The organism is Nocardia sp. NPDC051911 (genome assembly GCF_040681035.1).
GTDB classification, from domain to species: Bacteria; Actinomycetota; Actinomycetes; order Mycobacteriales; family Mycobacteriaceae; genus Nocardia; species Nocardia sichangensis.
Map to the genome: position 1 here is coordinate 15187 of NZ_JBFAXY010000027.1, position 22098 is coordinate 37284.

Consider the following 22098-nt stretch of genomic DNA (forward strand, 5'->3'; position numbering starts at 1 on the left):
GGCGCGAGAACGGATCAGGCCGCGGCGCAGGCCGGCCGGAGGGTGTTCATCGGCGGGCGGTCCAGCAGGGAGACCTCGGTGCGGTGCGCGGTGAACTCGTCGCCGATCAGCGGGAACTGGGTCAGCGCGGCGCCGGAGTCCTGGATACCGCTGCGACCGAGCACGGTGCCGAGGATCTGGCGGCTCATCACCCCCAGGTCGGCCAGCGGACGGTTGCGATGCGTGCGCACACCCAGGTTGACCTGGCCGATCGCGGACATGCCGAGCCGGTCGTAGGTGTCGAGCAACAGCCCGATCTCCACCCCGTAGCCCGGGGCGAACGGCACCGAGGTGAGCAGTTCGCGGGTGCCCGCGTACTCGCCGCCGAGCGGCTGCAACACCTGCGACAGCTCCGGTCGCAGCGCGGCCAGGAGGGGCCGGGCGACCAGTTCGGTGACGCGGCCGCCGCCATGCGCGTCCACCGCGCCGCCTTGCCGCAACGGCCTGCGGTAATACGCTTTGGCCAGGTGCATGTCGTCCACCGTGAGCAGCGGACCGAGCAGCTTCGGCACGAAGGCGGGATCCGGGTCGATGAGGTCGGAGTCGACGAAGGCGATCAGATCGCCGCTGGTCACCGCCAGCGAGCGCCACAGCACCTCGCCCTTGCCCGCAACCGGCTCCAGCTCCGGAACCGCCTGCTCGCGGCTGATCACCTCGGCGCCCGCGGCGCGGGCCCGCTCCGCGGTGGCGTCGGTCGAGCCGGAGTCCAGCACGATCAGCTCGTCCACCAGCGTGCCGAGCAGCGGCCGGATGCTGGCCACCACGTCGGCCACGGTCCGTTCTTCGTTCAGCGCGGGCAGCACCACCGACACGGTGCGCCCGGCTTTCGCGGAGACGAGTTCGTCCACGCGCCAGTTCGGGGTGTCCCAGGTATTGGTCGTCGCCCAGGCGGGCTCACGGTGTTGAAATGTCATGCCAGACCTCGCAAGGTTCGTGCGGGGGGCCGGATGCCCTGGATAGCGGCGATCATGTCCACGACCCGCCGGGTCGCTGCGACTTCGTGGACACGAAAGACTCTGGCGCCTGCCGCCGCCGACCACGCTGTCGCCGCCAAAGTGCCCTCCAGCCGTTCGGAAAGACCGACACCTAGAGTCTCCCCGATGAAATCCTTGTTGCTCAGCGCCATCAAGACTGGCCATCCGGTTTTTACAAGAACGTCGACTCGGCGCAACAGTTCGAGACCGTGATAAGTGTTTTTGCCGAAATCATGCGTAGGATCGATCAGGATCGAATCCCGGCGCACTCCCGCGGCGAGCGCTTCCTCGGCGGCCCGCACCACGGTTCCGGTGACCTCCTCCACCACGTCGGTGTAGCGGACGCGGTGCGGCCTGGTGCGCGGCACCGCGCCACCGGTATGGCTGCACACCACACCCGCACCGTGCGCGGCGGCCACCGGAACGAGATCGGGGTCGGCGCCGGCCCAGGTGTCGTTGATCAGATCCGCCCCCTCGCCCACCGCCGCCAACGCAACATCGGCGCGCCAGGTGTCGACGCTGATCAGTAGCTCCGGGTACTTCGCGCGAATGGCCGCGACGAACGGCACCACCCGGCGCGTCTCCTCGGCCGCGTCCACCGAATCACCCGGCCCGGCTTTCACCCCGCCGATGTCGACGAGATCGGCGCCCTCGTCCACCGCGCGCGCCACGGCATCCATGGCCGCCGCATCGGTGAACGTGGCGCCGCGGTCGTAGAACGAGTCCGGGGTGCGGTTCACGATCGCCATCACGAGCGCCCGATCCGTCGCCACCGGCCGCCCGCACAGCGTGGGAAGCGGGGCCGCGGTCGAGCTGAACATGTCGCTCTCCCGCCTCTCCGCGAATCAGGCCGTACAAATCAGGAGACAGGGATCGCGGACAGGTCGTGTCGCCGGGGCTTGGGCGTACCCCACGAGTGACCCGTGTGCTCACGAAACCAGTGGTCTCCTAATTCTCAGACCGTACCAGTCGAGTGCCACAAGATCAGCCAGCAGTCCTCTGGCGGAGGTGGGGGAACCACCGCCACCAGCTCTTTTCCGCAGACGGCCGTCAGTTCTTCGGGGCGCGGCCCGCGGCTACGTCGGCGGCGTAATCGGCGTAGGCGGGGATGTATCCCTCGGCGCGGCCCGCGAGCACGTACAGCGTGCTGTCGGGATCGTCGGCGTAGCCCTGCTTGCGCAGGTCCACCTTGCGGCTCTTGAACGTCGAAGTCTGTTCCAGCTCGTGCACGATGCGAATGAACAGCGGCACGGCGTAACCCGGCAATTGGTCGTAGGCCAGCTTCGCCACCGCCGCACCGTCGAATTCCGCGCCCGGATGCAGCGTCACCGCGGCCATGCCCGCCTTGCCGTCGGTTCCGGGGATGTCCACGCCGTAGACCACCGCCTGCTCGATCGACTCCGCCTTGCTCAGCGCGCCCTCCACTTCGGTGGTCGCCACGTTCTCCCCCTTCCAGCGGAACGTGTCGCCGAGCCGGTCCACGAACGCGATGTGGTGCCAGCCCTGGTCGCGCACCAGGTCGCCGGTGTCGAACCAGACGTCCCCGGATTCGAAGCCATCGCGCACCAGCTTGGCCTCGGAGGCGGCCTTGTCGGTGTAACCGTCGAACGGGGAGCGGTCGGTGACCTTGGCCAACAGCAGGCCGACGCCACCGGTGCCGACCCGGCGCAGGCGGCCGTTCTTGTCGCGCTTCGCCTTTCCGGTCTCCTCGTCGTACTCCACGACGGCATACGGCAGCGGACCGAAACCCGCCGTCCGGTCCACGCCGAATGCGTTGACGAAGGCGATGTTCGCCTCGCTCGCACCGTAGAACTCCACGATGCGCTCGATGCCGAACCGGGACTTGAACTCGTCCCACAATTCCGGACGCAATCCGTTGCCGACGGCGAGCCGGATCAGGTGCTGCCGGTCGGTCGGCTCGGCCGGCTGGTTGATCAGGTAGCGGCACAGTTCGCCGATGTAGATGAACGCCGTGGCCTGTTCGCGAATGACCTCGTTCCAGAACCGGGACGCGGAGAAACTCCGGCCGAGGGCGAACGTGCCGCCCGCGGCCAGGACCGCGGACAACGCGACCGTGAGCGCGTTGTTGTGGTACAGCGGCAGGCAGCAGTACAGGGTGTCGTTGCCGCGCAAGCGGATTCCCAGGCCACCGAGTCCGCCCATGCTCTTGGTCCAGCGCAGGTGGGTCATCACGCTGGCCTTCGGCAGTCCGGTGGTGCCGGAGGTGAAGATGAGGAACGCCCGCTCGCGCGCGGTGACCTCCGCACAGCTCGGCGGGTCGCCGTCGTCGGCGTCGCGGGCCGCGTCGCGGAGTTCGTCGGCCGCGAGCACGTTGGCGGGCGGTTCGGGCAGCGAGTCGATTGCCTCGGCGCACTCCGCGCCCACCACGTTCAGCACGCTGTCGAGCAGGCCGAGGCTGTGCGCCAGCACCTGGTCGCGCTGATGATGGTTGAGCAATCCGACGGTGGCCCCGAGCTTGACCGTCGCCAGCACGACGAACAGGGTTTCCGGCCGGTTGGTCATCAGCACGCCCACCACGTCGCCGCGCCGCACCCCGCGCGCGGCGAGCACGCTCGCGTACCGGTTCACCTCCGCGTTGGCCTCGCCGTAGGTGTAGCTCGCGCCCTCGAACCGCAGGAACAAGCGGTCCGGATGCCGGTGGGCGTTGCGCTGGAAATACAGCCCGACCGACGACTTGGAATCCGGCGTCACGAGCATGTTCAACGCGTTGCGGAGCATGCCGGGCGCGTCCAGGGCCATCGCGGGGAGATGCCGGGCGAGGTCGACCAAACTCACCGTCGAGCGGGCATCGGTGCTCACGTCTTCAGCTCTCCTCACGGGGTAGGCGCGCCTCCAACGCCGCGAAAGCGGACGGGAGATCGGTCACCACGGTAATCCGGGACAACGCTGTCTGGGGCACGAACTTCCGCTCGTACAACTCGTCCAGCCAGGAGAACAACCCGCGGAAGAATCCATTAGGATCCAGCACAACAACGGGTTTCTCGTGCTGTCCCAGATATCCGCCGGTCCAGGTTTCGAAGAACTCCTCGAGTGTGCCGATGCCGCCGGGCAGGGTGAGGAAGGCGTCGGCGCGGTCCTCCATCACCTGCTTGCGCTGGCGCATGGTGTCGGTGACGACCAGTTCGTCGGCGTCGACGTCGGCGACCTCCCGGTGCACCAGGTGCTTGGGGATCACACCGATGGTGTTCGCGCCGCCGGCGCGCGCCGCGGTGGCGATCGCGCCCATCATCGAGACGTGACCGCCGCCGGACACCAGTTGCCAACCGCGCCGGGCGATCTCGGTGCCCACCCGGGCGGCCAGCGAAAGATAGTCCTGGTCGGTCGTGCTCGCCGAACAGTAGACACAGACGGCGAAAGGCCGCTCGCTCACCACTGATCCTCCGTCCCGATCGCGTCCTCGGCGCCGCCCGCTATCGCGGCCGCCTGAATGATGTTCACGACCTCCTCGACGCTGTCGGTCACGTGCAGCAGTCCGAGGTCGCCCGGAGAGATCTTGCCGGACCCGCCCAGCGAATCGCGCAACCAATCGACCAGCCCGGACCAATACCTGGTGCCGAACAGGATGATCGGGAACCGGGTGATCTTGTGGGTCTGCACGAGCGTCAGCGCCTCGAACAACTCGTCGAGCGTGCCGAAGCCGCCGGGCAGGCAGATGAACGCCTGCGAGTACTTCACGAACATCGTCTTGCGGACGAAGAAGTACCGGAAATTGATGCCCAGGTCGACCCAGTCGTTGAGGCTCTGCTCGAACGGCAGCTCGATGCCGAGACCGATGGAGTAGCCGCCCGCCTCGCATGCTCCTCGGTTGGCCGCCTCCATCGCGCCGGGACCGCCGCCGGTGATCACCGCGAAACCCGCCCGCGCCAGCGCGGCGCCGATGGCGAGTCCGGCCTGGTACTCCGGGTGGTCGGCGGAGGTGCGCGCCGAACCGAAGACCGTCACCGCTCGGGGCACCTCGGCGAGAGCGCCGAAGCCCTCGACGAACTCGGCCTGGATGCGCAGCACGCGCCACGGATCGGTGTGCACCCAGTCCGTGTCGCCGCGCTTGTCCAGCAGATTCCGGTCGGCGGTGCTGACGCCGTCGGCACGGTCGCGGCGGAACATGATCGGCCCGCGGAACTTCGGTCTCGACTTCGGTTCGGGGGCGACCTCACGGTCCGCGGCGTCGGTGGACATGCATTCCACGCTACCGCCCGGCAAGAGGGACTCACGGGCCGGACGAGAGAAGTCGTCCGACGTTCAGCCGGACGCAGGCAGGGCGAGACACCATCGCAATCTCGGCGCTCGAGGCGCACGTCACCGTGCGAATCAGGCGGGCGGCGAGTCGGAGTCGGGCACCCGCGATCGCGGCCATCAGCGGGAATCGGGCCGCGTGGCCGGGTCGGCAGCAACCGAACCTCCAGCCGCGCCGCTGCGCGCCCGAAGCCATCCAGGTGCACTCGGACGGGCTCGCCGGACCTCTTCGACCTCTGATCGACGCCGTCGCGGAGATCGCCACGAACGAGATCACGCGGACGGACGGGCGCGGGAAGTTCGTGCTCGGTCGATCACGCGCGCGGCGGCAGTACGGCGGTCGCGACGATCCCGGGCCGGATGCGGCGGCACCCGCGGCTTCGCACCCGCCGTTCAGTCCGGAGTGCCGCTCAGGTAGCCGCGCAGCATGGCGGTGACCGCGGTGATCTGGTCGACGGGAACGTGTTCGTCGCGCTTGTGCGCGAGGTTTGGATCGCCCGGACCGAAGTTGACGGCGGGGATGCCGCGGGCCGCGAAACGCGAGACGTCGGTCCAGCCGTACTTCGCGCGCACACCGCCGCCGCCGTGGCGCTGTACCGACGCGATCAGGTCCTTGGCCGCCGGAGCGGTCAGCCCCGGCAGCGCGCCCGGCGCCGAGTCGGTCACTTCGAAGGACAACTCGAGCCCGGCGAAGACCTCGCGCACGTGCTCGACGGCTTGGTCGACGGTGCGGTCGGGCGCGAAACGGAAGTTGACGTCCAGTTCGGCGGCGTCCGGCACCACGTTGCCCGCCACGCCGCCGGTGACCCGGACCGCGGACAGTCCCTCGCGATAGACGCAGCCGTCGATGTCCACTTCCCGGGCGCGGTAGTCGGCGAGCCGCTGCAAGACCGGGGCCAAGCGGTGAATCGCGTTGTCCCCCAGCCATGCTCGCGCCGAGTGCGCGCGCACGCCCGAGGCGCTCAGCCGCACGCGCAGCGTGCCCTGGCAACCGGCCTCGATCCAGCCGCCGGACGGTTCGCCGAGCACCGCGAGGTCGCCGCTGAGCCAGTCGGGCAGGTCGCGTTCGATGTGCCCGAGGCCGTTGAACTCGGCGGCGATCTCCTCGCCGTCGTAGAAGATCAGGGTCAGGTCGTGCACCGGATCGGCGACGGTGGCGGCCAGATGCAGGAAGACCGCGTCGCCGGATTTCATGTCCACCGAGCCACAGCCGTAGAAGACCTGTTCGCCTGTCGGGCCCACCGCGAACCGGCCGGGCACGTTGTCGGCGATCGGCACGGTGTCCAAGTGCCCGGCCAGGATCACCCGGGTCGGCAACCCGCGGTGGGTGCGTGCCAGCACCACGTTCCCGTGCCGGAGGATCTCGAAGCCCGTCGTCTGCTCCACCAGTGCCCGCTCCACCGCGTCGGTGATGGCGGCCTCGTCGCGCGAGACGCTCGGGATGTCGACGAGGGCGGCGGTCAGTGTGATCGGGTCCGCATGCAGGTCGATGGTCACGCGCTTCACCCTACGACCGGTCACCCGCGAGGCCCGCCGGTACCGGCCGGTGTGCCGCCGCATCGTCCGGGACCGCCATCGTGCGCCGGCATCTCGCCGGAGTCGTCCAGGCGATGGTGCGGTCATTCTCGGCCCAGACACTGTTCAGCGTGCGACAGTGCGGCCACCGTCGCGCGTATCTCCGGTCGGCGCAGTGGTCTCGTTGATCGGGCGATCGAGCGTCGGCGCGACTGCTGACCAGGGCACTCGGCCGACCGGTCCTGGAGCTGGAGGCGTATCGAGCCTGGTGATCGCGCTCTCCGGAGCAGCCGCACCATCGCCGGTCGCGGGTCGGTAACCTCTAGGCCGTGAGTATCCAGGGAGCAGCAGCAATCGGTATCGCCAACGTGACCGCGGACGGGACCGTGCTGGACACGTGGTACCCGAACCCGCAGCTGGGCGAGTTCGCCGAGACCGGCAGCAAGCGGCTGGACGAGGCGCCCGCGGAGTACGCGGCTCTGCTCGGCTTCGACGACGCCCGCGGGGTCGACGTGATCGCGGTGCACACCACGATCGCCGACCTGTCCGCCGCCCCGGTGGACGCGCACGACGTCTACCTGCGCCTGCACCTGCTCTCGCACCGCCTGGTCAAGCCGCACGAGGTGAGCCTGGACGGCCAGTTCGGCCTGCTCACCAACGTGGTGTGGACCAACCACGGCCCCGCCGCGGTGGATGGCTTCGAGGCCACCCGCGCCAAGCTGCGCGCCCGCGGCCCCGTCACGGTGTACAGCGTGGACAAGTTCCCGCGCATGGTCGACTACGTGCTGCCCTCCGGCGTCCGCATCGGCGACGCCGACCGGGTCCGCCTCGGCGCGCACCTGGCCTCCGGCACCACCGTCATGCACGAGGGCTTCGTGAACTTCAACGCGGGCACCCTCGGCGCGTCCATGATCGAGGGCCGCGTCTCCGCGGGCGTCGTGGTCGGCGACGGCTCCGACATCGGCGGCGGCGCGTCCACCATGGGCACCCTCTCCGGCGGCGGCACCACGGTCATCTCCATCGGCGAACGGTCCCTGCTCGGCGCGAACTCCGGGCTCGGCATCCCCCTCGGCAACGACTGCGTCCTGGAGGCCGGCCTCTACCTCACCGCGGGCACGAAGGTCACCACACCCGACGGCACCCTGGTCAAGGCCGCCGAACTCGCAGGCCGCGACAACCTCCTCTTCCGCCGCAACTCCACCACCGGCGCCGTCGAAGTAGTCCCCCGCAAGGGCACCGGCATCGAACTCAACGCCGACCTCCACGCCAACGACTGAACGTTCCGCGAGTGGCACATGGTTGTGCCACTCGCGAAGTTCGGATCAGGCCGAAGGCGCTTCCGAGAGCCCGAAGGCGATGACTCGGTGGGGATGGATGCGGATCATTTCGCGGGAGACGCCGGGGATGTATGGGTCGACGTCGGTGAGTGCTTCGGCGGTGCCGCGGATCTCGAGGCAGCGGACGCGCCACGGTTGGACCGACGCGACGTCGTCGACGACGAAGGCGACGTGGTCGTTGGTGGCGAGGTTGCGGAATTTCCACGAGTCGCCCATGTTCCAGCCCGCGATGTCGATGGTGCCCAGGTCGGCGTTGTAGCGGAAGCCGACGGGGTTGTTCTGCGGGGTGCCGTCGGGCCGGACGGTGGCCAGCCGGCCCAGCCGCTGGGTGTGCAGGTAGTCGATGTGTTCGGTGGTCAGAGTCGCAGTCATGCGCCGACCGTAGAACCTCTACCTAACTCGAGGTCAACCCCGCGGTCAGCTCAGCTTCTTCTTCTGCACCTTGCCCATGGCGTTGCGCGGCAGCGCGTCGACCACGCGGATCTCGCGCGGGCGTTTGTGCACCGAAAGTTCTTCGGCCACATGGTCGATCAACTCACGCTCGGTCGCGGCGACGCGCAGCACGACGAAGGCGGTGATGCGCTGGCCGAGATCGTCGTCGGGCAGGCCGACCACCGCGGCTTCCGCGACCGCGGGGTGACCGAGCAGCACCGTCTCGACCTCGCCCGCGCCGACCCGGTAACCACCGGACTTGATCAGATCCACCGATTCCCGGCCGACGATGCGATGAAAGCCTTCCGGGTCGATGGCGGCGACGTCGCCGGTCCGGAACCACCCGTCCTCGGTCCAGGTCCGCGCGGTCGCCTCCGGGCGATTCAGGTAACCGTCGAAGAGCATCGGTCCGGACACTTCCAAGCCCCCGATGCTCTCGCCGTCATGCGGCACCGGAGCACCGGACTCGTCCCGGATCCGGGTGCGCACACCGCGCACCGGCAATCCGACCCAGCCCGGCCTGCGCTCACCATCGGCCCGGGTGGACAGCGTGATCATGGTTTCGCTCATGCCGTAGCGCTCGACCGGCGCGTGCCCGGTCAGCTCGCGCAATCGCTCGAACACCGGCACCGGCAGCGGCGCGCTACCGGAAACGAGCAGCCGCGCGTCGGTCAACTGCTTCGCCGCGTCGGGGTCGTCGACCACCCGCGACCACACGGTGGGCACGCCGAAGTACAGCGAACCCTTGGCCGCCGCGTATGCCTGTGGCGTCGGCTTACCGGTGTGGATCAACGGACTGCCCACCCGCAGCGGACCGAGCAGGCCGAGGATCAGCCCGTGCACATGGAACAACGGAAGCCCGTGCACCAGCGTGTCACTCGCGGTCCAAGCCCATGCCTCGGCCAGGGCGTCCAGACCCGCGGCGATCGCGCCGCGACTGAGTAGCACGCCTTTGGGCAGGCCGGTGGTTCCCGAGGTGTACAGCACGAAAGCCGTAGTGGCCGGGTCGGGTTCGGGGTAGGTGTGCCAGGATCTGGCGTGCCGCCGCACCGGCACCACGGGTAGGTCGGCGTCCTCCGGCGCTTTCCCCAGCCACGCCTGAGCGCTCGAATCGGCCAGGATGTGCGCCCGTTCCGCGGTCCCGGAGTCCGGGGGCACCGGAACCACCGTGACGCCCGCGATCAGGCAGCCAACCACCGCGAGCACGGTTTCCACGGTCGGCTCGGCGAACACCGCCACTCGTTCCGCGCGCGCGACGCGTTCGGCCACCGAAGTGGCGGCGCCCAGCAGATCGCTGCGGGAGAGGGTGGCGCCGTCGATGGTGACGGCGTCGGGGATGTCCGCTCCGCCTGCGACGGCGAGCGGGTTCAGGGAGCTGAGCAGCAGCGGCGGACCGAACGGCATTCGCTCACGCTACTTCGCCGGATCAGCGGCGGTGCCGCGGCATCCCGCGCCGACCGGCGTCGAATGTGACGGTTGACACTCCCGCTGACGTGGTGAGAACGTTGGTGCATAGCTTTCTCAGCACTGCGAGGTCGACGATGACGAGGCCACTTTCCGCGACGCATCGTCCCGAATCGCCGGACTCCTTCGACATCGGGCAATACCTCGACGGCGTGGCCGGCCTGTTCGGCGGCGTCGCGAACGTCATCATGCAGCTGAGCGCTCCGCCGGTCGGTTACGGCGTGCTGGAGAGCACCGTCGACAGCGGAAACGTCATGTTGCATCCGGTCAAACGGCTGCGCACCACGTTGACCTACCTTTCCGTAGCGATGCTCGGCACCGACGAGGAACGCGCCGCCTACCGAGAAGCGATCAACGTCTCGCATCGTCCGGTCCACTCCACCGACTCGAGCCCGGTGCACTACAACGCCTTCGATCCCACATTGCAACTCTGGGTCGCGGCCTGCCTGCATTGGGGAGCGCGGGATCTGTACGAGCGCATGCACGGCCCGATGGACGAAGCGACGGCCGACGCGTTCTACCGTCTCGGCGCCAGGCTCGGCACCACCCTCCAGATGCCCGCAGCGATGTGGCCTCCAGACCGCCGCGCCTTCACCGAGTACTGGAGCGCGAATCTCGCGGCGACCAGCATCGATCCGACGGTCCGTGCCTACTTCGACGACCTCATCGACCTACGCATGCTGCCGCGACCCGCGCAGCTGGCTTTCGGGCGCCTGCACCGCTTCTTCGTGACCGGATTGCTGCCCCGGCACCTGCGCGACGAGATGGGGATGACCTGGACCGACCGCGACGAACGCGTACTCGGCCACCTTCTGCGCGCCGTCGGGGCCGCCGAGTCCCGGCTACCGCGAACGATCCGCGCATTCCCGCTGAACGCTTATCTCCTGGATATGCGCATCCGGCGTCGACTCGGCCTTCGTCTCGTCTGAGCCAACCCTCGTTTCATTCCAGTTACTGGTGGGCAATCGCATCTCGTATTGCTGATCGTGCCTGCACAGCGCCGTCCGACGCGACGTGACGCCACCAGCCAGGAGGAGACGATGGGCTACCGAACGACGTTGACCGCGCTGATCGCCTGCGGGTTCCTGGCGCTGGCCGCGCCGGTCGCCCTTGCCGAGGAATCCGCCGAAACCGAAGTGGCCGCGGTGCCGCCGCGCACGGCGATCTCCGTACGCACCTCGGTCGGCATCGGCTGGGGAACACCGAACGAACACGAGTCACGCTCGAGTCTGTCGCTGTCGAAGCTCTTCCTTGCCGACTACGCCCTGCGCCACGGCGACGGCTCGGCCGAGGACCGCATGCTGGGAGAGCAAATGATCCGCTACTCAGATGATGGAGCCGCGACCGTGATGGAGGCCAAGTATCCACAGGCCATCGCGGCCATCGCCGCCGAATACGGCCTCGCCCAGACGGTGCCAGGACCCAGTTGGGGCGCGGGGGCGACCAGCACGGCGAACGTGTCCGACTTCCTCGCCACCAAATTGCGCACCGATCCCGGATCACCGATCTTCGGATGGATGGCCGCGGCGGGATCGACGGCCCGAGACGGCACCGAGCAGAACTGGGGCACGGCACGATGGCCCTTCGTCCAGGGCAGCAAATGGGGCTGGTCGGATTTCGGCGAGCCGGAGGTCGCCTCGACGTCCTACGGCCCCGGTTTCGCGGTGACCGCGCACACCCACGGCACCGCGGCCGAGCAGACGGCGGATGTCATGGCCGCGCTCGGGGCGATGCTCTTCGGCCTTCCGCAGCACCGCTGACGTCAGCGCACCCGGAAGGACACCACGACGTGATCGCGGGCGAACTGCCGGATCGATGCGTCGTCGCCGAGCGGGATCACGGTCTGCGGGGTCAGCGCCAGTGACAGCGCGGTGCGAGCGATCATCTCGGCCAGCGGCTCCGGATCGTATTCCGGCAACTTGCCTTCCCGCTGCAACCGCGTGATGAACTCGGCCAGGTAATCCCGGCCGAGTTCGATGACCGGCGCGCCCTGGGTGGTGAGGTACGGCAGCACGAGTTCGGGCTCGGTGGCCAGCAGCCGGTGGATCAGCTGGTTTCCTCGCAGGCCGTTGATGAACGCGGCGAACAGTTCGACGATCTGGTCCTCGGCGCTCGCGTCGCGATCGACCTGACGCTGGAGCGCGGCGTCGACCTCCTCGATGAAGTCGCGCGTCTGCCGCAGTCCGACGGCCCGGATCAGATCGGATTTGCTCGCGAAGCGGCGGTAGAGCGTGGCCAGCGACAATCCGCCGCGACGCGCCACTTCCACCATGCTGGTGCGCTTGATACCGAAGTCGAGGAACGCCAGCAGCGCCGCGTCCAGTACCCGCGCCTGGTTGCGATCCTCCGGGGCGGCGCTGCGCACCAGCGGCAGCAGCCTGGTCAGCCTGGCCATACCTCAACCCTATCCGCGACAGCGACACGATGACACTTTCAGCATTGCACACCATCATCGCCTACCCGCGGCGATTGACAGCTCACCGAGTCGATGAGAAAGTTAGGGCATTATCTTCTCATCGACCGATTCTCTGGGATCGGGCGGACACGAAAGACGAGGTCGACGATGACCGCGCCGCTGCGCACCGCCGAGCACGAACCGGATCCGAGCCAGACCCTCACCCCCGAGACGGTCGCGCAGTACGTCGACGGCGTCGCCGCATTCCTCGGCGGCGCGGCGAACGTCATCATGCAATTGAGCCTGCGCCCGGTCGGCCGCGGCGTGCTGGAGAGCACCGTCGACAGCGGCAAGGTCACACTGCACCCGATCAAGCGGCTGCGCACCACCCTCACCTATATCGCCGTGGCGCTGCTCGGGTCGGATGACGAACGCGACGCCTACCGGGAGGCCGTCAACGTGTCGCACCGGTCGGTGCGCTCCACCGCCGCGAGCCCGGTCAAGTACAACGCCTTCGACCCCAATCTCCAGCTGTGGGTCGCCGCGTGCCTGTACTGGGGCATCGATGACCTCTACACGCGGATGCACGGCCCGATGGACGACGCGACCGCCGACGCCTTCTACACCTACGCCGCCCGCCTGGGCACCACCCTGCAGATGCGGCCGGAGATGTGGCCGGCGAATCGCACGGAGTTCCAGCGGTACTGGGACGAGAACCTGAAGCAGCGCGGCATCGAGCCGGAGCTTCGGGACTACTTCAACGGTCTGATCGACCTGAAGATGATGCCGCGACCGGTGCAGGTGGTCTTCGCCGGATTGCAGCGCTTTATCGTCACCGGCTTGCTTCCGCAGCACCTGCGCGACGAGATGGGCATGACCTGGACCGACCGCGACCAGCGGCGGTTGGACCGGCTGCTGCGGATCCTCGGAGCCGTGCACGGTCGGCTGCCCGCGGCGGCACGCATGTTCCCGCTCAACGCCTATCTGTTCGACCTGCGCAGGCGCCTGCGGCAGGGAAAGCCGCTGGTCTGATCACCTCTCCATGTGCGGGTAGCGGAAGTCGACGGGCGGCACGAAGGTCTCCTTGATCGTCCGCGGCGCGACCCAGCGCAGCAGGTTCAACGGCGAGCCCGCCTTGTCGTCGGTGCCGGAGGCGCGTGCGCCGCCGAACGGCTGCTGCCCCACCACCGCACCCGTGGGCTTGTCGTTGACGTAGAAGTTGCCCGCCGCGAAACGCAGTGCGGCGTCGGCCTCTTCGATCGCGTACCGGTCCTGCGCGAACACCGCTCCGGTCAGCGCGTAAGGCGCAGCCGACTCGACTTCGGCGAGTATCGCACTGTAGGAGCCGGGTTCGGCGTCGTCGTAGACGTACACCGAAAGGATCGGGCCGAAATACTCGGTGGCGAACGATTCGTCGTGCGGATTGTCGGTCAGGAATACGGTCGGCCGGACGAACCAGCCTTCGCTGTCGTCGTAGGTTCCGCCGACCGGGATGGCGACGCCCGCGTCCGCGGCGCGCCGGATGGCCGCCGCATTCTTGTCGTACGCGCGCCGATCGATCAGCGCTCCACCGAAATTCGACAGATCCGCGACGTCGCCGTAGCTCAGCCGGTCGGCGTCGTGCAGGAACTCGTCGCCCATCGCGCGCCAGACCGACCGCGCGATGTAGGCGCGTGAGGCCGCCGAGCACTTCTGACCCTGATACTCGTAGGCGCCGCGAATCAGGGCGGTGCGCAGCGCGCCGGGGTCGGCCGAGGAGTGCGCGACGATGAAGTCCTTGCCGCCGGTCTCCCCCACCAGGCGCGGATAGCCCTGATACCGACCGATATTCGCGCCCACTTGCTGCCAGAGGTACTGGAACGTCTTGGTGGAACCGGTGAAATGGATACCGGCCAGCCGCGGATCGGCCAAGGCCACCTCCGACAGTTGCACCCCGTCGCCGGTGACCATGTTGATCACGCCGGGCGGCAAGCCCGCCGCCTCCAGCAGCCGCATCGTGTGGAACGCCGACAACGTCTGCGTCGGCGACGGCTTCCACACCACCGTGTTGCCCATCAGCGCGGGCGCGGTCGGCAGATTCCCGGCGATGGCGGTGAAGTTGAACGGTGTGATGGCGTAGACGAACCCTTCCAGCGGCCGATAGTCCATCCGGTTCCACACCCCGGCGCTGGAGCTGGGCTGTTGCTCCAAGATCTGCCGCGCGAACGCGACGTTGAACCGCCAGAAGTCGACCAGCTCGCACGGCGCATCGATCTCGGCTTGCTGGGCCGACTTCGACTGCCCGAGCATGGTGGCCGCGGCGATCGTCTCCCGCCACGGCCCGGCCAGCAGGTCCGCGGCGCGCAGCAGCACCGCGGCGCGCTCCTCGAACGGCAGCGCCCGCCACCCCGGGGCGGCGGCCGTCGCGGCGTCGATGGCTCCGTGCGCTTCCGAATGGGTGGTGTCGGTGTAGGTCCCCAGCACGTGCCGATGCCGATGCGGTGTGACGATGTCGTGCCGTTCGCCGAGGCCGGGTCGATGCTTGCCGCCGATGACCAGCGGCACGTCGACGGGTTCCGCGGACAGCTCGGCCAGCTTGCCGAGGAGTAACTCCCGTTCGGGGCTTCCGGGCGCGTAGGAGTGCACCGGCTCGTTGCCGGGCGTGGGGACAACCGTGACAGCGTCCATACCTCAGGCTAGCTCGCCGGGCAGGGCGGGCGCGGACGCCGACACGCCTCGCTGTGCCCGTTGTGCGACCGCGGCCTCGAACGATGGCCGCGCTCGCGCGCAGCGGCGACGAAGGTGTCAGCCCGCGGCGAGCCGTTCGGCCGCCGCCGCGATCCGCTCGTCGGTCGCGGTCAGCGCGATCCGCACGTGCTCGCTCGCGCCGGGGCCGTAGAAGTCGCCGGGCGCGGCGAGGATGCCGCGATCGGCCAGCCATTCCAACGTGGTCCGGCACGGCTCACCACGCGTCGACCACAGATACAGGCCCGCCTCGGAATGATCGATCCGGAAACCCGCGGCCTGCAAAGCCTTTCGCAACACGTCGCGTCGGGCGCGGTACCGCTCGCGCTGACGCGCCTCGTGCGCGTCGTCGCTGAGCGCGGCGGTCATCGCGGCCTGGATCGGGAACGGCACCATCATGCCCGCGTGCTTGCGCACTTCGAGCAGTTCCGCGACCAGCTCCGGGTCGCCCGTCACGAATCCGGCGCGATAGCTGGCCAGGTTGGAGGTCTTGGACAACGAATGCACGGCCAGCAGGTTGGTGTGGTCGCCGTCGCATACTTCGGGGTCGAGCAAGGAGACGCCGCGACCCTCCCAGGTCAGTCCCAGGTAGCACTCGTCGGAGGCGACGATCACGCCGCGCTCCCGCGCGAAGGCGACCACCTTGCGCAGATGTTCGACGCCGAGTATCCGGCCGGTCGGGTTGGACGGCGAGTTCACGTAGATCAGCGCGGGCGTCTGCGGACCGAGCCGGGTCAGTCCGTCCGCGCGCAGCACCTGCGCGCCCGCCAGCAGCGCGCCGACCTCGTAGGTGGGGTAGGCGACCTCGGGGATGACGACCAGGTCGCCCGAGCCGAGCCCGAGCAGCCGGGGCAGCCCCGCGATCAGCTCTTTGGTGCCGATCGCGGGCAGCACCGCCGCGGGCTCGAGTCCGGTGATCCCGTAGCGCCGCTTCAGCGCGTCGACCGCGGCCGCGCGGAGCTCGGGGGTGCCATGCGTGGTCGGGTAACCGGGGACCGCCGCGACGGAGTTCAGCGCCGTCCGGATCAGCGGGTCGACCGGGTCGACCGGAGTGCCGACGGACAGGTCGACGATCCCGCCGGGGTGGGCGGCCGCCTTCACCTTCACCGAAGCGATGGTGTCCCAGGGGAAATCGGGCAGCAGACTGCTGACCCGGCCACGCGGTGACACGTCAGGTCTCACTCACTCGCCATCGGGGGCAGTTCCTTGATGAACGGCGGGTCGTAGTCGACCTTGCCGACCTTGGTCGCGCCGCCGGGCGAGCCCAGCTCGTCGAAGAAATCGACGTTGGCGTTGACGTATCCGCTCCACTGGTCCGGGGTGTCGTCTTCGTAGAAGATCGCCTCCACCGGGCACACCGGCTCACATGCACCACAGTCCACGCATTCGTCGGGATGGATGTACAGCATGCGACCACCCTCGTAGATGCAGTCCACGGGGCATTCCTCGATGCATGCCTTGTCCTTCACGTCAACGCACGGTTCAGCGATGATGTACGGCACTGCCGCTCTCCTAGTCTGTCCTCGCCTGCGGGATAGTCCGCCCGGCGAAACCCTATCCCGGCAACCACACGTTACTACTGGTCAGCCTGCCCTAACTTCGGGGATCGCGCACGCCGACGCGAGGCCCGATTCGACTCCGCCACCCGAGGTACGCGCTGGGGGCCGCGTTGTGGGAGGTAGCGCCGGAGCGTGCCACGGCGGGTCCGGTATTGCGCCGGTCCCGGCTGCCCGCGGCCGACCGGAAGCCCGATCGCACCGCGGGCTGGAACCTATCGCCGTCGCCGCGCCGCCCGGCGCAGCTCCCTCGTCAGTCGACCAATACCGCCTGAAGCCCCGGAGCGGCCGACAACCGCTTGTGCTTCGGGACGCCGTAGGTCGTCGTCCGTTCCCGGGCCGGTCGTCCGATGCCGGAGGCGATCTCCACCAACTCGGCGACCGTCTTGGCCGAGCCGTGCTGCGAGCCCGCCATCCGGGAGATGGTCTCCTCCATCAACGTGCCGCCCAGATCGTTGGCGCCACTGTTGAGCATCACCCGCGTTCCGGTGGCGCCCAGCTTGACCCAGCTGGTCTGGATGTTGTGGATCCGGCCGTGCAGCATGATCCTGGCCAGCGCGTGCGCGGCGCGGTTGTCCCGGTTGGTCGGCCCGGGCCGCGCGGCGCCCGCCAAGTACAGCGGCGCGCTCTGGTGCACGAACGGCAGCAGCACGAACTCGGTGAAACCGCCGGTCTCGTCCTGGATTCCACGCAGCACCCGCAGATGCCCGACCCAGTGCTTCGGGTTGTCCACGTGGCCGTACATCATGGTCGAACTGGACCGGATGCCCACCTGGTGCGCCGTGGTGATCACCTCGATCCACGCCGAGGTGGGCAGTTTGCCCTTGGTGAGCACCCAGCGCACCTCGTCGTCCAGGATCTCCGCGGCGGTGCCTGGGATGGTGTCCAGGCCCGCCTCCTTCAGGGCGACCAGCCACTCCCGGACGCTCTGGCCGCCGCGCGAGGCGCCGTTCACGATCTCCATCGGGCTGAAGGCGTGCACATGCATCGACGGCACCCGCTGCTTGACCGCCCGCACCAGATCCGCGTACCCGGTGACCGGCAGGTCGGGGTCGATGCCGCCCTGCATGCACACCTCGGTGGCGCCGTCGACATGCGCCTCCCAGGCCCGGTCGGCCACCTCGTGCGTGCTCAGGGTGAACGCGTCCGCGTCGCCCTTACGCTGGGCGAACGCGCAGAACCGGCACCCGGTGTAGCAGATGTTGGTGAAGTTGATGTTCCGGTTCACCACGTAGGTGACGTCGTCGCCGACGGTGTCGCGGCGCAGTTGATCGGCCAGCGCGGCGACCGCGTCCAGCTCCGCGCCGTCCGCCGTGGCCAGCGCCAGATACTCGGCGTCGCCGAGCCCGGCCGGATCGCGTTCGGCGGCGCGCAGCGCGGCGAGCACGTCGGAGTCCAGCCGCTGCGGAACGGCGACGGCGAGATCGCGGGCCTGTTCACGAATGGTGTCCCAGTCGCCGAAGGCGCCCACGATGTCCTGCCCGAGGGCAGCGTCGCTGCGGGCCTCGGTGTTGCGGCCCTCGGTGTCGATGGCGGTGTTGAGGTCCACGCGTCCGGCCGACTCCCAGGACTCGTCCGGCTCCTGCCAGGGCAGGCCGACCGGGATCGCGTCCGGATTCGCCAGCCCCGTCACCGGGTCGGTGAGCGCGGCGACGTGCGCGCCGATCCGCGGATCGACCCACGGATTGCCCGCTCGCACGTACTTCGGGTGCGCGGAGGTCCGCTCGACCAGCTGATAGCCCGCCGCCTCGGTGATCTCCCGCAACGTGTCCAGGTTCGGCCACGGCCGCTCCGGGTTCACGTGGTCGGGCGTCACCGGCGAGACGCCGCCCCAGTCGTCGATGCCCGCGTCGATCAGCGCGCGGCACTCGGCGTGCGAGACCAGGTTCGGCGGCGCCTGCACCGGCACGTCCGGCCCGAGCAGCACGCGGGTGACCGCGATGGTGGCGAGGAATTCCTCCAGGCCCGCGTCCGGCACGTCCCGCATGGCGGTGTCGTCCTTGGCGCGGAAGTTCTGCACGATGACTTCCTGGATGTGCCCGAAAGCCTTGTGCTGCTTGCGAATCGCCATGATCGACTCGGCCCGCTCCGCCATCGTCTCACCGATGCCGACCAGGATCCCGGTGGTATAGGGCACCGAGAGCCGTCCCGCGTCGGTGATCGCCCGCAGCCGCACGGCCGGGTCCTTGTCGGGGCTGCCGTAATGGCAGTTGCCCTTCTCGGTGAACAACCGGGCCGAGGTGGTCTCCAGCATCATGCCCATGGACTGCGCCACCGGCTTGAGCCGCGCGATCTCCTCCCACGACATCACGCCCGGGTTCAGGTGCGGCAGCAGGCCGGTCTCCTCCAGCACCATGATCGACACGGCGCGCAGGTAGTCCAGCGTGGAGTCGTAGCCGCGCTCGTCGAGCCACTGCGCGGCCTCCGGCCAGCGATCCTCGGGCCGGTCACCCAGCGTGAACAGCGCCTCTTTGCAGCCGAGGGCAGCGCCCCTGCGTGCGATGTCGAGCACCTCGTCGGGTTCGAGGAACATGCCCTTGCCCTCGGCGCGCAACTTGCCGGGCACCGTGACGAAGGTGCAGTAGTGGCACTTGTCCCGGCACAGCCTGGTCAACGGGATGAAGACGTTGCGGGAATAGCTGATCGTCTTCGGACGCCCCGCGGACGCCAGCCCGGCGTCGCGCACCCGCGCGGCGCTGCGACAGAGGTCGGCCAGGTCGTCGCCGGTCGCGTGCAGCAGCACCGCGGCCTCGTCCACGTTCAACGTGACACCGTCGCGGGCCCTGCGCAGCGCCCGGCGCATGGCCGATGGACTGGGCGGCGCGGATGGGACGCTCGGGTTCGGTAGGTCGGTCACGCCCTCGATCATGCGCTACACATCCGGAACTGTCTCCCTCCAGTGCTGGTTGCGACGAAGCGGACGAGTCACGGCTCCGCTCGCCACGGAGCCCACACGGGGACGTGGAGCACCGTTGAGCGTTGACAACTGTGCGGTACCCGAGGCTATTCCGGGGCACCCGCGCCGCGCGGCCCGCGTTCGGTCGTCGAGCGTGGCCTCGGTGAGCGCCGCCGATTCGACCGTTCCGGCACACCAGACCCTCGCAGGTGAGGCCGGGGGCCAACTCCTCGGCGACCGCCCGATGCGCCCGAAACGGTTGTCACACAACGAGGCTCATTCCCGGTAGAAAGCCCTCTGCGACCCTCGCGCTCACCCGTCCGCCGGGTCCGCGCCGTCGCGGTAGGCCGCTCACCATCGACCGCGACGGCGACCGCGTGATCGTGCAACGATTGGCGGCATGTCGCAGCCGCGCACGATCATGGCCGATCCGGCCTGGCGCCCCAGTCCGAAGGCGAAGCTCCTGTGGACTGTGCAGGCCGTCCTGACGTGGGTGATCCCGTTCGCGGCCCTGCTGGTGTGGGCGGTGGTCGACTCCGCGCATCGCGGGTGGCAGCTGGGATTCTTCCTGGTCGCGCTCGTGCCCGCCGCGCTGAACATCGGTGTCGCGCCGTGGTGGCGGTACGCGGTGCACCGCTGGGAGGTCACCGACGATGCGGTCTACACCCGGGTCGGCTGGCTCACCCAGGAGAGCCGGGTCGCGCCGATCTCCCGCGTGCAGACCGTCGACACCGAACGCGGTCCGCTCGAACGCCTGCTCGGATTGGCGACCGTCACCGTGACCACCGCGTCCTCCGCGGGTGCGGTGCAGATCGGCGCGCTCGACCTTCCGGTCGCCGAGGAAACCGTGGCCCGGCTCACCCGGATCGCCGCCCAGCACCGCGGAGACGCGACATGAGCCCCGAGACGACCGGCGCCGAGCAGGACGGGCCGCCCTGGCAGCGGCTGGACAAGCGGATGCTGCTGGTCCATCCGATCACCGAAGTGGTGAAGTTCATCCCGGTGCTGATCGGTTCGGTGATCCTCGGGACCAGCAGCGGCAACCACGTGTGGAGCGTCATCCCGCTCGCGTTGATCGTCGGGTTCGCGCTGACCCGCTGGTTCACCACGACGTATCGGGTCGGGCCCACACACGTGGAATTGCGCACCGGGCTGCTGGAACGCAAGAAACTGTCGGTGCCGCGGTCGCGGATCCGCTCGGTGGACATCGAAGCGGACCTGCTGCATCGGGCTCTCGGCCTGGCGGTGCTGGCGATCGGGACCGGCCAGCATGCCGAATCGGGCGAGAAGTTCAAGCTCGACGCCCTGGATGCCCGCGTCGTCCCGCCGTTGCGCGCCGCGCTGCTCGCCCATACTGCGGCCAGGGTGGGTCCGGATGAAGAACGAAAAGAGCCGCAGCAGAACAGCTCCGGTGGTTTCACGGCCCCGCGTACCCGGGCGGGAGAGATCGGGCACTGGAGTCCGGCGTGGGTGCGCTACGCCCCGTTGTCGCTGACCGGGTTCGCGATCATCGCGCCGATCGTCGGCTTCGCGCTGCAATACGGGCTCGGTGAGATCGTTTTCCGGTCCGACGCGGTGCACGACGTGGAAGACGGCGGCGTGCTCGTCCTCGCGCTCGCCGCGGCCGCGCTGCTGGGCGTCATCGTCGTCGTGGTCAGCGCTGCCGCGTGCGCGCACTATCTGACCACGTATTTCGGGTTGCGCGTCCGCGACGACGGCAAGACCTTGCAGCTGCGCCACGGCCTGTTCACCACCCGCCAGATCACCCTCGATCGAGCCCGGCTGCGCGGAGCGACGGTCTCCGAACCGCTGCTGCTGCGCCTTGCGGGCGGCGCCGAACTCGAGGCGATCATGACCGGGCAGAACCCGCGGCAGCGAATCCTTCCGCAGGCCCCGCGTAGCGCCGTGGAGCACACCCTCGGCCATCTGCTCGCCCCAGAGGAAGTGCGAGACAACGAGTTTCCTGTCCAGCCGGAGGCGAGGCCCACCGGTTCGGGCGCGGCGGACGCGCACACCGTCCCGGCGCCGGGCAGCGCCCCGCTGATCGCGCACGGTCCGGCCGCACGGCGACGCAGGCATACCCGCGCGCTCGCGCCGGTCGTGCTCATCGCCGCCGCGCTGGTCGTCATCTCCCTTGCTGGACAGCACTATTCGCCGTGGTGGTGGCTACTGCCGGGCCTCACGCTCGCCCTCGCGCTCGCCCTCGCCGAGGACCGCTATCGCGGCCTCGGACACGCGGTACTGCCCCGCACAACCACCAGCCCAGCCTGGCTGATCACCCGGTCCGGATCACTCGACCGCGACCGCGACTGCATCGAGGCCCCCGGCATCATCGGCTGGACAGTGCGTCGAACCTTCTTCCAACGGCGTGCCGGGGTCGCTACGGTCGTCGCGGCCACCGCGGCGGGCAAGAAGCACTACTCCGTGGTCGACCTCCCCGCCGACCGAGCATGGGAACTCATCCAAGCCGTCACACCAGGGCTGCCCGGCACCCGCTGAACCCGCCCCCAGT

19 protein-coding genes are annotated in these 22098 nt (G+C 69.2%); 6 read left to right on the forward strand and 13 right to left on the reverse strand.

Annotated features, from left to right (window positions below; genetic code table 11):
• Positions 1–14: 14 nt before the first annotated feature.
• The 6 genes from AB0L97_RS28050 to dapE all read right to left on the reverse strand — a co-directional run bounded on the left by AB0L97_RS28050 (position 15) and on the right by dapE (position 6764).
• Positions 15–953: a glucosyl-3-phosphoglycerate synthase gene (locus tag AB0L97_RS28050; RefSeq protein WP_355080402.1), complete on the reverse strand. Its 939-nt coding sequence runs from the start codon at positions 951–953 to the stop codon at positions 15–17.
• A complete protein-coding gene (folP, locus tag AB0L97_RS28055; RefSeq protein WP_356966629.1) occupies positions 950–1834 on the reverse strand; it encodes a dihydropteroate synthase in 885 nt (294 codons plus the stop codon). Before folP ends, AB0L97_RS28050 begins: the two co-directional genes overlap by 4 nt.
• 229 nt (positions 1835–2063) lie before the next feature.
• Positions 2064–3833 (reverse strand): long-chain-acyl-CoA synthetase, encoded by a 1770-nt coding sequence (locus tag AB0L97_RS28060; protein WP_364435140.1) that lies wholly within the window; start codon positions 3831–3833, stop codon positions 2064–2066.
• A 4-nt stretch (positions 3834–3837) separates the two neighbouring features.
• Positions 3838–4404, reverse strand: coding sequence for a TIGR00730 family Rossman fold protein (locus AB0L97_RS28065; protein WP_355080396.1), 567 nt, complete (start codon positions 4402–4404; stop codon positions 3838–3840).
• Positions 4401–5210, reverse strand: coding sequence for a TIGR00730 family Rossman fold protein (locus AB0L97_RS28070; protein WP_355080394.1), 810 nt, complete (start codon positions 5208–5210; stop codon positions 4401–4403). Before AB0L97_RS28070 ends, AB0L97_RS28065 begins: the two co-directional genes overlap by 4 nt.
• A gap of 450 nt (positions 5211–5660) precedes the next feature.
• Complete coding sequence (gene dapE / locus AB0L97_RS28075; RefSeq protein WP_364435145.1) at positions 5661–6764, reverse strand: succinyl-diaminopimelate desuccinylase; 1104 nt, start codon at positions 6762–6764, stop codon at positions 5661–5663.
• A 347-nt stretch (positions 6765–7111) separates the two neighbouring features.
• Here dapE and dapD point away from each other — a divergent pair, with 347 nt between their 5' ends.
• Positions 7112–8059, forward strand: coding sequence for a 2,3,4,5-tetrahydropyridine-2,6-dicarboxylate N-succinyltransferase (gene dapD, locus AB0L97_RS28080; RefSeq protein WP_355080390.1), 948 nt, complete (start codon positions 7112–7114; stop codon positions 8057–8059).
• 45 nt (positions 8060–8104) lie between these two features.
• Here dapD and AB0L97_RS28085 read toward each other — a convergent pair whose 3' ends face one another.
• A complete protein-coding gene (locus AB0L97_RS28085; RefSeq protein ID WP_355080388.1) occupies positions 8105–8491 on the reverse strand; it encodes a PPOX class F420-dependent oxidoreductase in 387 nt (128 codons plus the stop codon).
• A 45-nt stretch (positions 8492–8536) separates the two neighbouring features.
• Positions 8537–9955, reverse strand: coding sequence for an acyl-CoA synthetase (locus AB0L97_RS28090; RefSeq protein WP_364435150.1), 1419 nt, complete (start codon positions 9953–9955; stop codon positions 8537–8539).
• Positions 9956–10092: 137 nt separating this feature from the next.
• On the opposite strand from AB0L97_RS28090, the gene AB0L97_RS28095 reads away from it, so the two are divergent.
• Both AB0L97_RS28095 and AB0L97_RS28100 read left to right on the forward strand, forming a co-directional pair.
• Positions 10093–10944, forward strand: coding sequence for an oxygenase MpaB family protein (locus AB0L97_RS28095; protein ID WP_364435153.1), 852 nt, complete (start codon positions 10093–10095; stop codon positions 10942–10944).
• A 111-nt stretch (positions 10945–11055) separates the two neighbouring features.
• Positions 11056–11775: a hypothetical protein gene (locus AB0L97_RS28100; protein ID WP_355080383.1), complete on the forward strand. Its 720-nt coding sequence runs from the start codon at positions 11056–11058 to the stop codon at positions 11773–11775.
• Between the two features lie 2 nt (positions 11776–11777).
• Here AB0L97_RS28100 and AB0L97_RS28105 read toward each other — a convergent pair whose 3' ends face one another.
• Positions 11778–12410: a TetR/AcrR family transcriptional regulator gene (locus AB0L97_RS28105; protein ID WP_355080381.1), complete on the reverse strand. Its 633-nt coding sequence runs from the start codon at positions 12408–12410 to the stop codon at positions 11778–11780.
• Between the two features lie 168 nt (positions 12411–12578).
• Between AB0L97_RS28105 and AB0L97_RS28110 the strand changes: the two genes are divergently transcribed.
• Entirely contained in the window at positions 12579–13442 is an 864-nt protein-coding gene (locus AB0L97_RS28110; protein WP_355080379.1) for an oxygenase MpaB family protein, read from the forward strand.
• Here AB0L97_RS28110 and pruA read toward each other — a convergent pair whose 3' ends face one another.
• The 4 genes from pruA to AB0L97_RS28130 all read right to left on the reverse strand — a co-directional run bounded on the left by pruA (position 13443) and on the right by AB0L97_RS28130 (position 19559).
• Positions 13443–15077 (reverse strand): L-glutamate gamma-semialdehyde dehydrogenase, encoded by a 1635-nt coding sequence (pruA, locus tag AB0L97_RS28115; protein ID WP_364435160.1) that lies wholly within the window; start codon positions 15075–15077, stop codon positions 13443–13445. It lies immediately after the preceding gene.
• A gap of 117 nt (positions 15078–15194) precedes the next feature.
• Positions 15195–16316 carry a succinyldiaminopimelate transaminase gene (gene dapC, locus AB0L97_RS28120; protein WP_364435163.1) on the reverse strand — a complete coding sequence of 374 codons (1122 nt, stop codon included), beginning with the start codon at positions 16314–16316 and terminating at the stop codon, positions 15195–15197.
• Positions 16313–16636, reverse strand: coding sequence for a ferredoxin (gene fdxA / locus AB0L97_RS28125; protein ID WP_014987978.1), 324 nt, complete (start codon positions 16634–16636; stop codon positions 16313–16315). Before fdxA ends, dapC begins: the two co-directional genes overlap by 4 nt.
• 307 nt (positions 16637–16943) lie before the next feature.
• Entirely contained in the window at positions 16944–19559 is a 2616-nt protein-coding gene (locus AB0L97_RS28130) for a bifunctional FO biosynthesis protein CofGH (protein ID WP_364435166.1), read from the reverse strand.
• Positions 19560–19986: 427 nt separating this feature from the next.
• On the opposite strand from AB0L97_RS28130, the gene AB0L97_RS28135 reads away from it, so the two are divergent.
• Together AB0L97_RS28135 and AB0L97_RS28140 are read left to right on the forward strand one after the other, a co-directional pair.
• On the forward strand, positions 19987–20484 hold the full coding sequence (locus AB0L97_RS28135; protein WP_355080371.1) for a PH domain-containing protein: 498 nt from the start codon (positions 19987–19989) through the stop codon (positions 20482–20484).
• Positions 20481–22085, forward strand: a complete 1605-nt coding sequence (locus AB0L97_RS28140; protein WP_364435171.1) for a PH domain-containing protein — start codon at positions 20481–20483, stop codon at positions 22083–22085. Before AB0L97_RS28135 ends, AB0L97_RS28140 begins: the two co-directional genes overlap by 4 nt.
• Positions 22086–22098 lie beyond the last annotated feature (13 nt).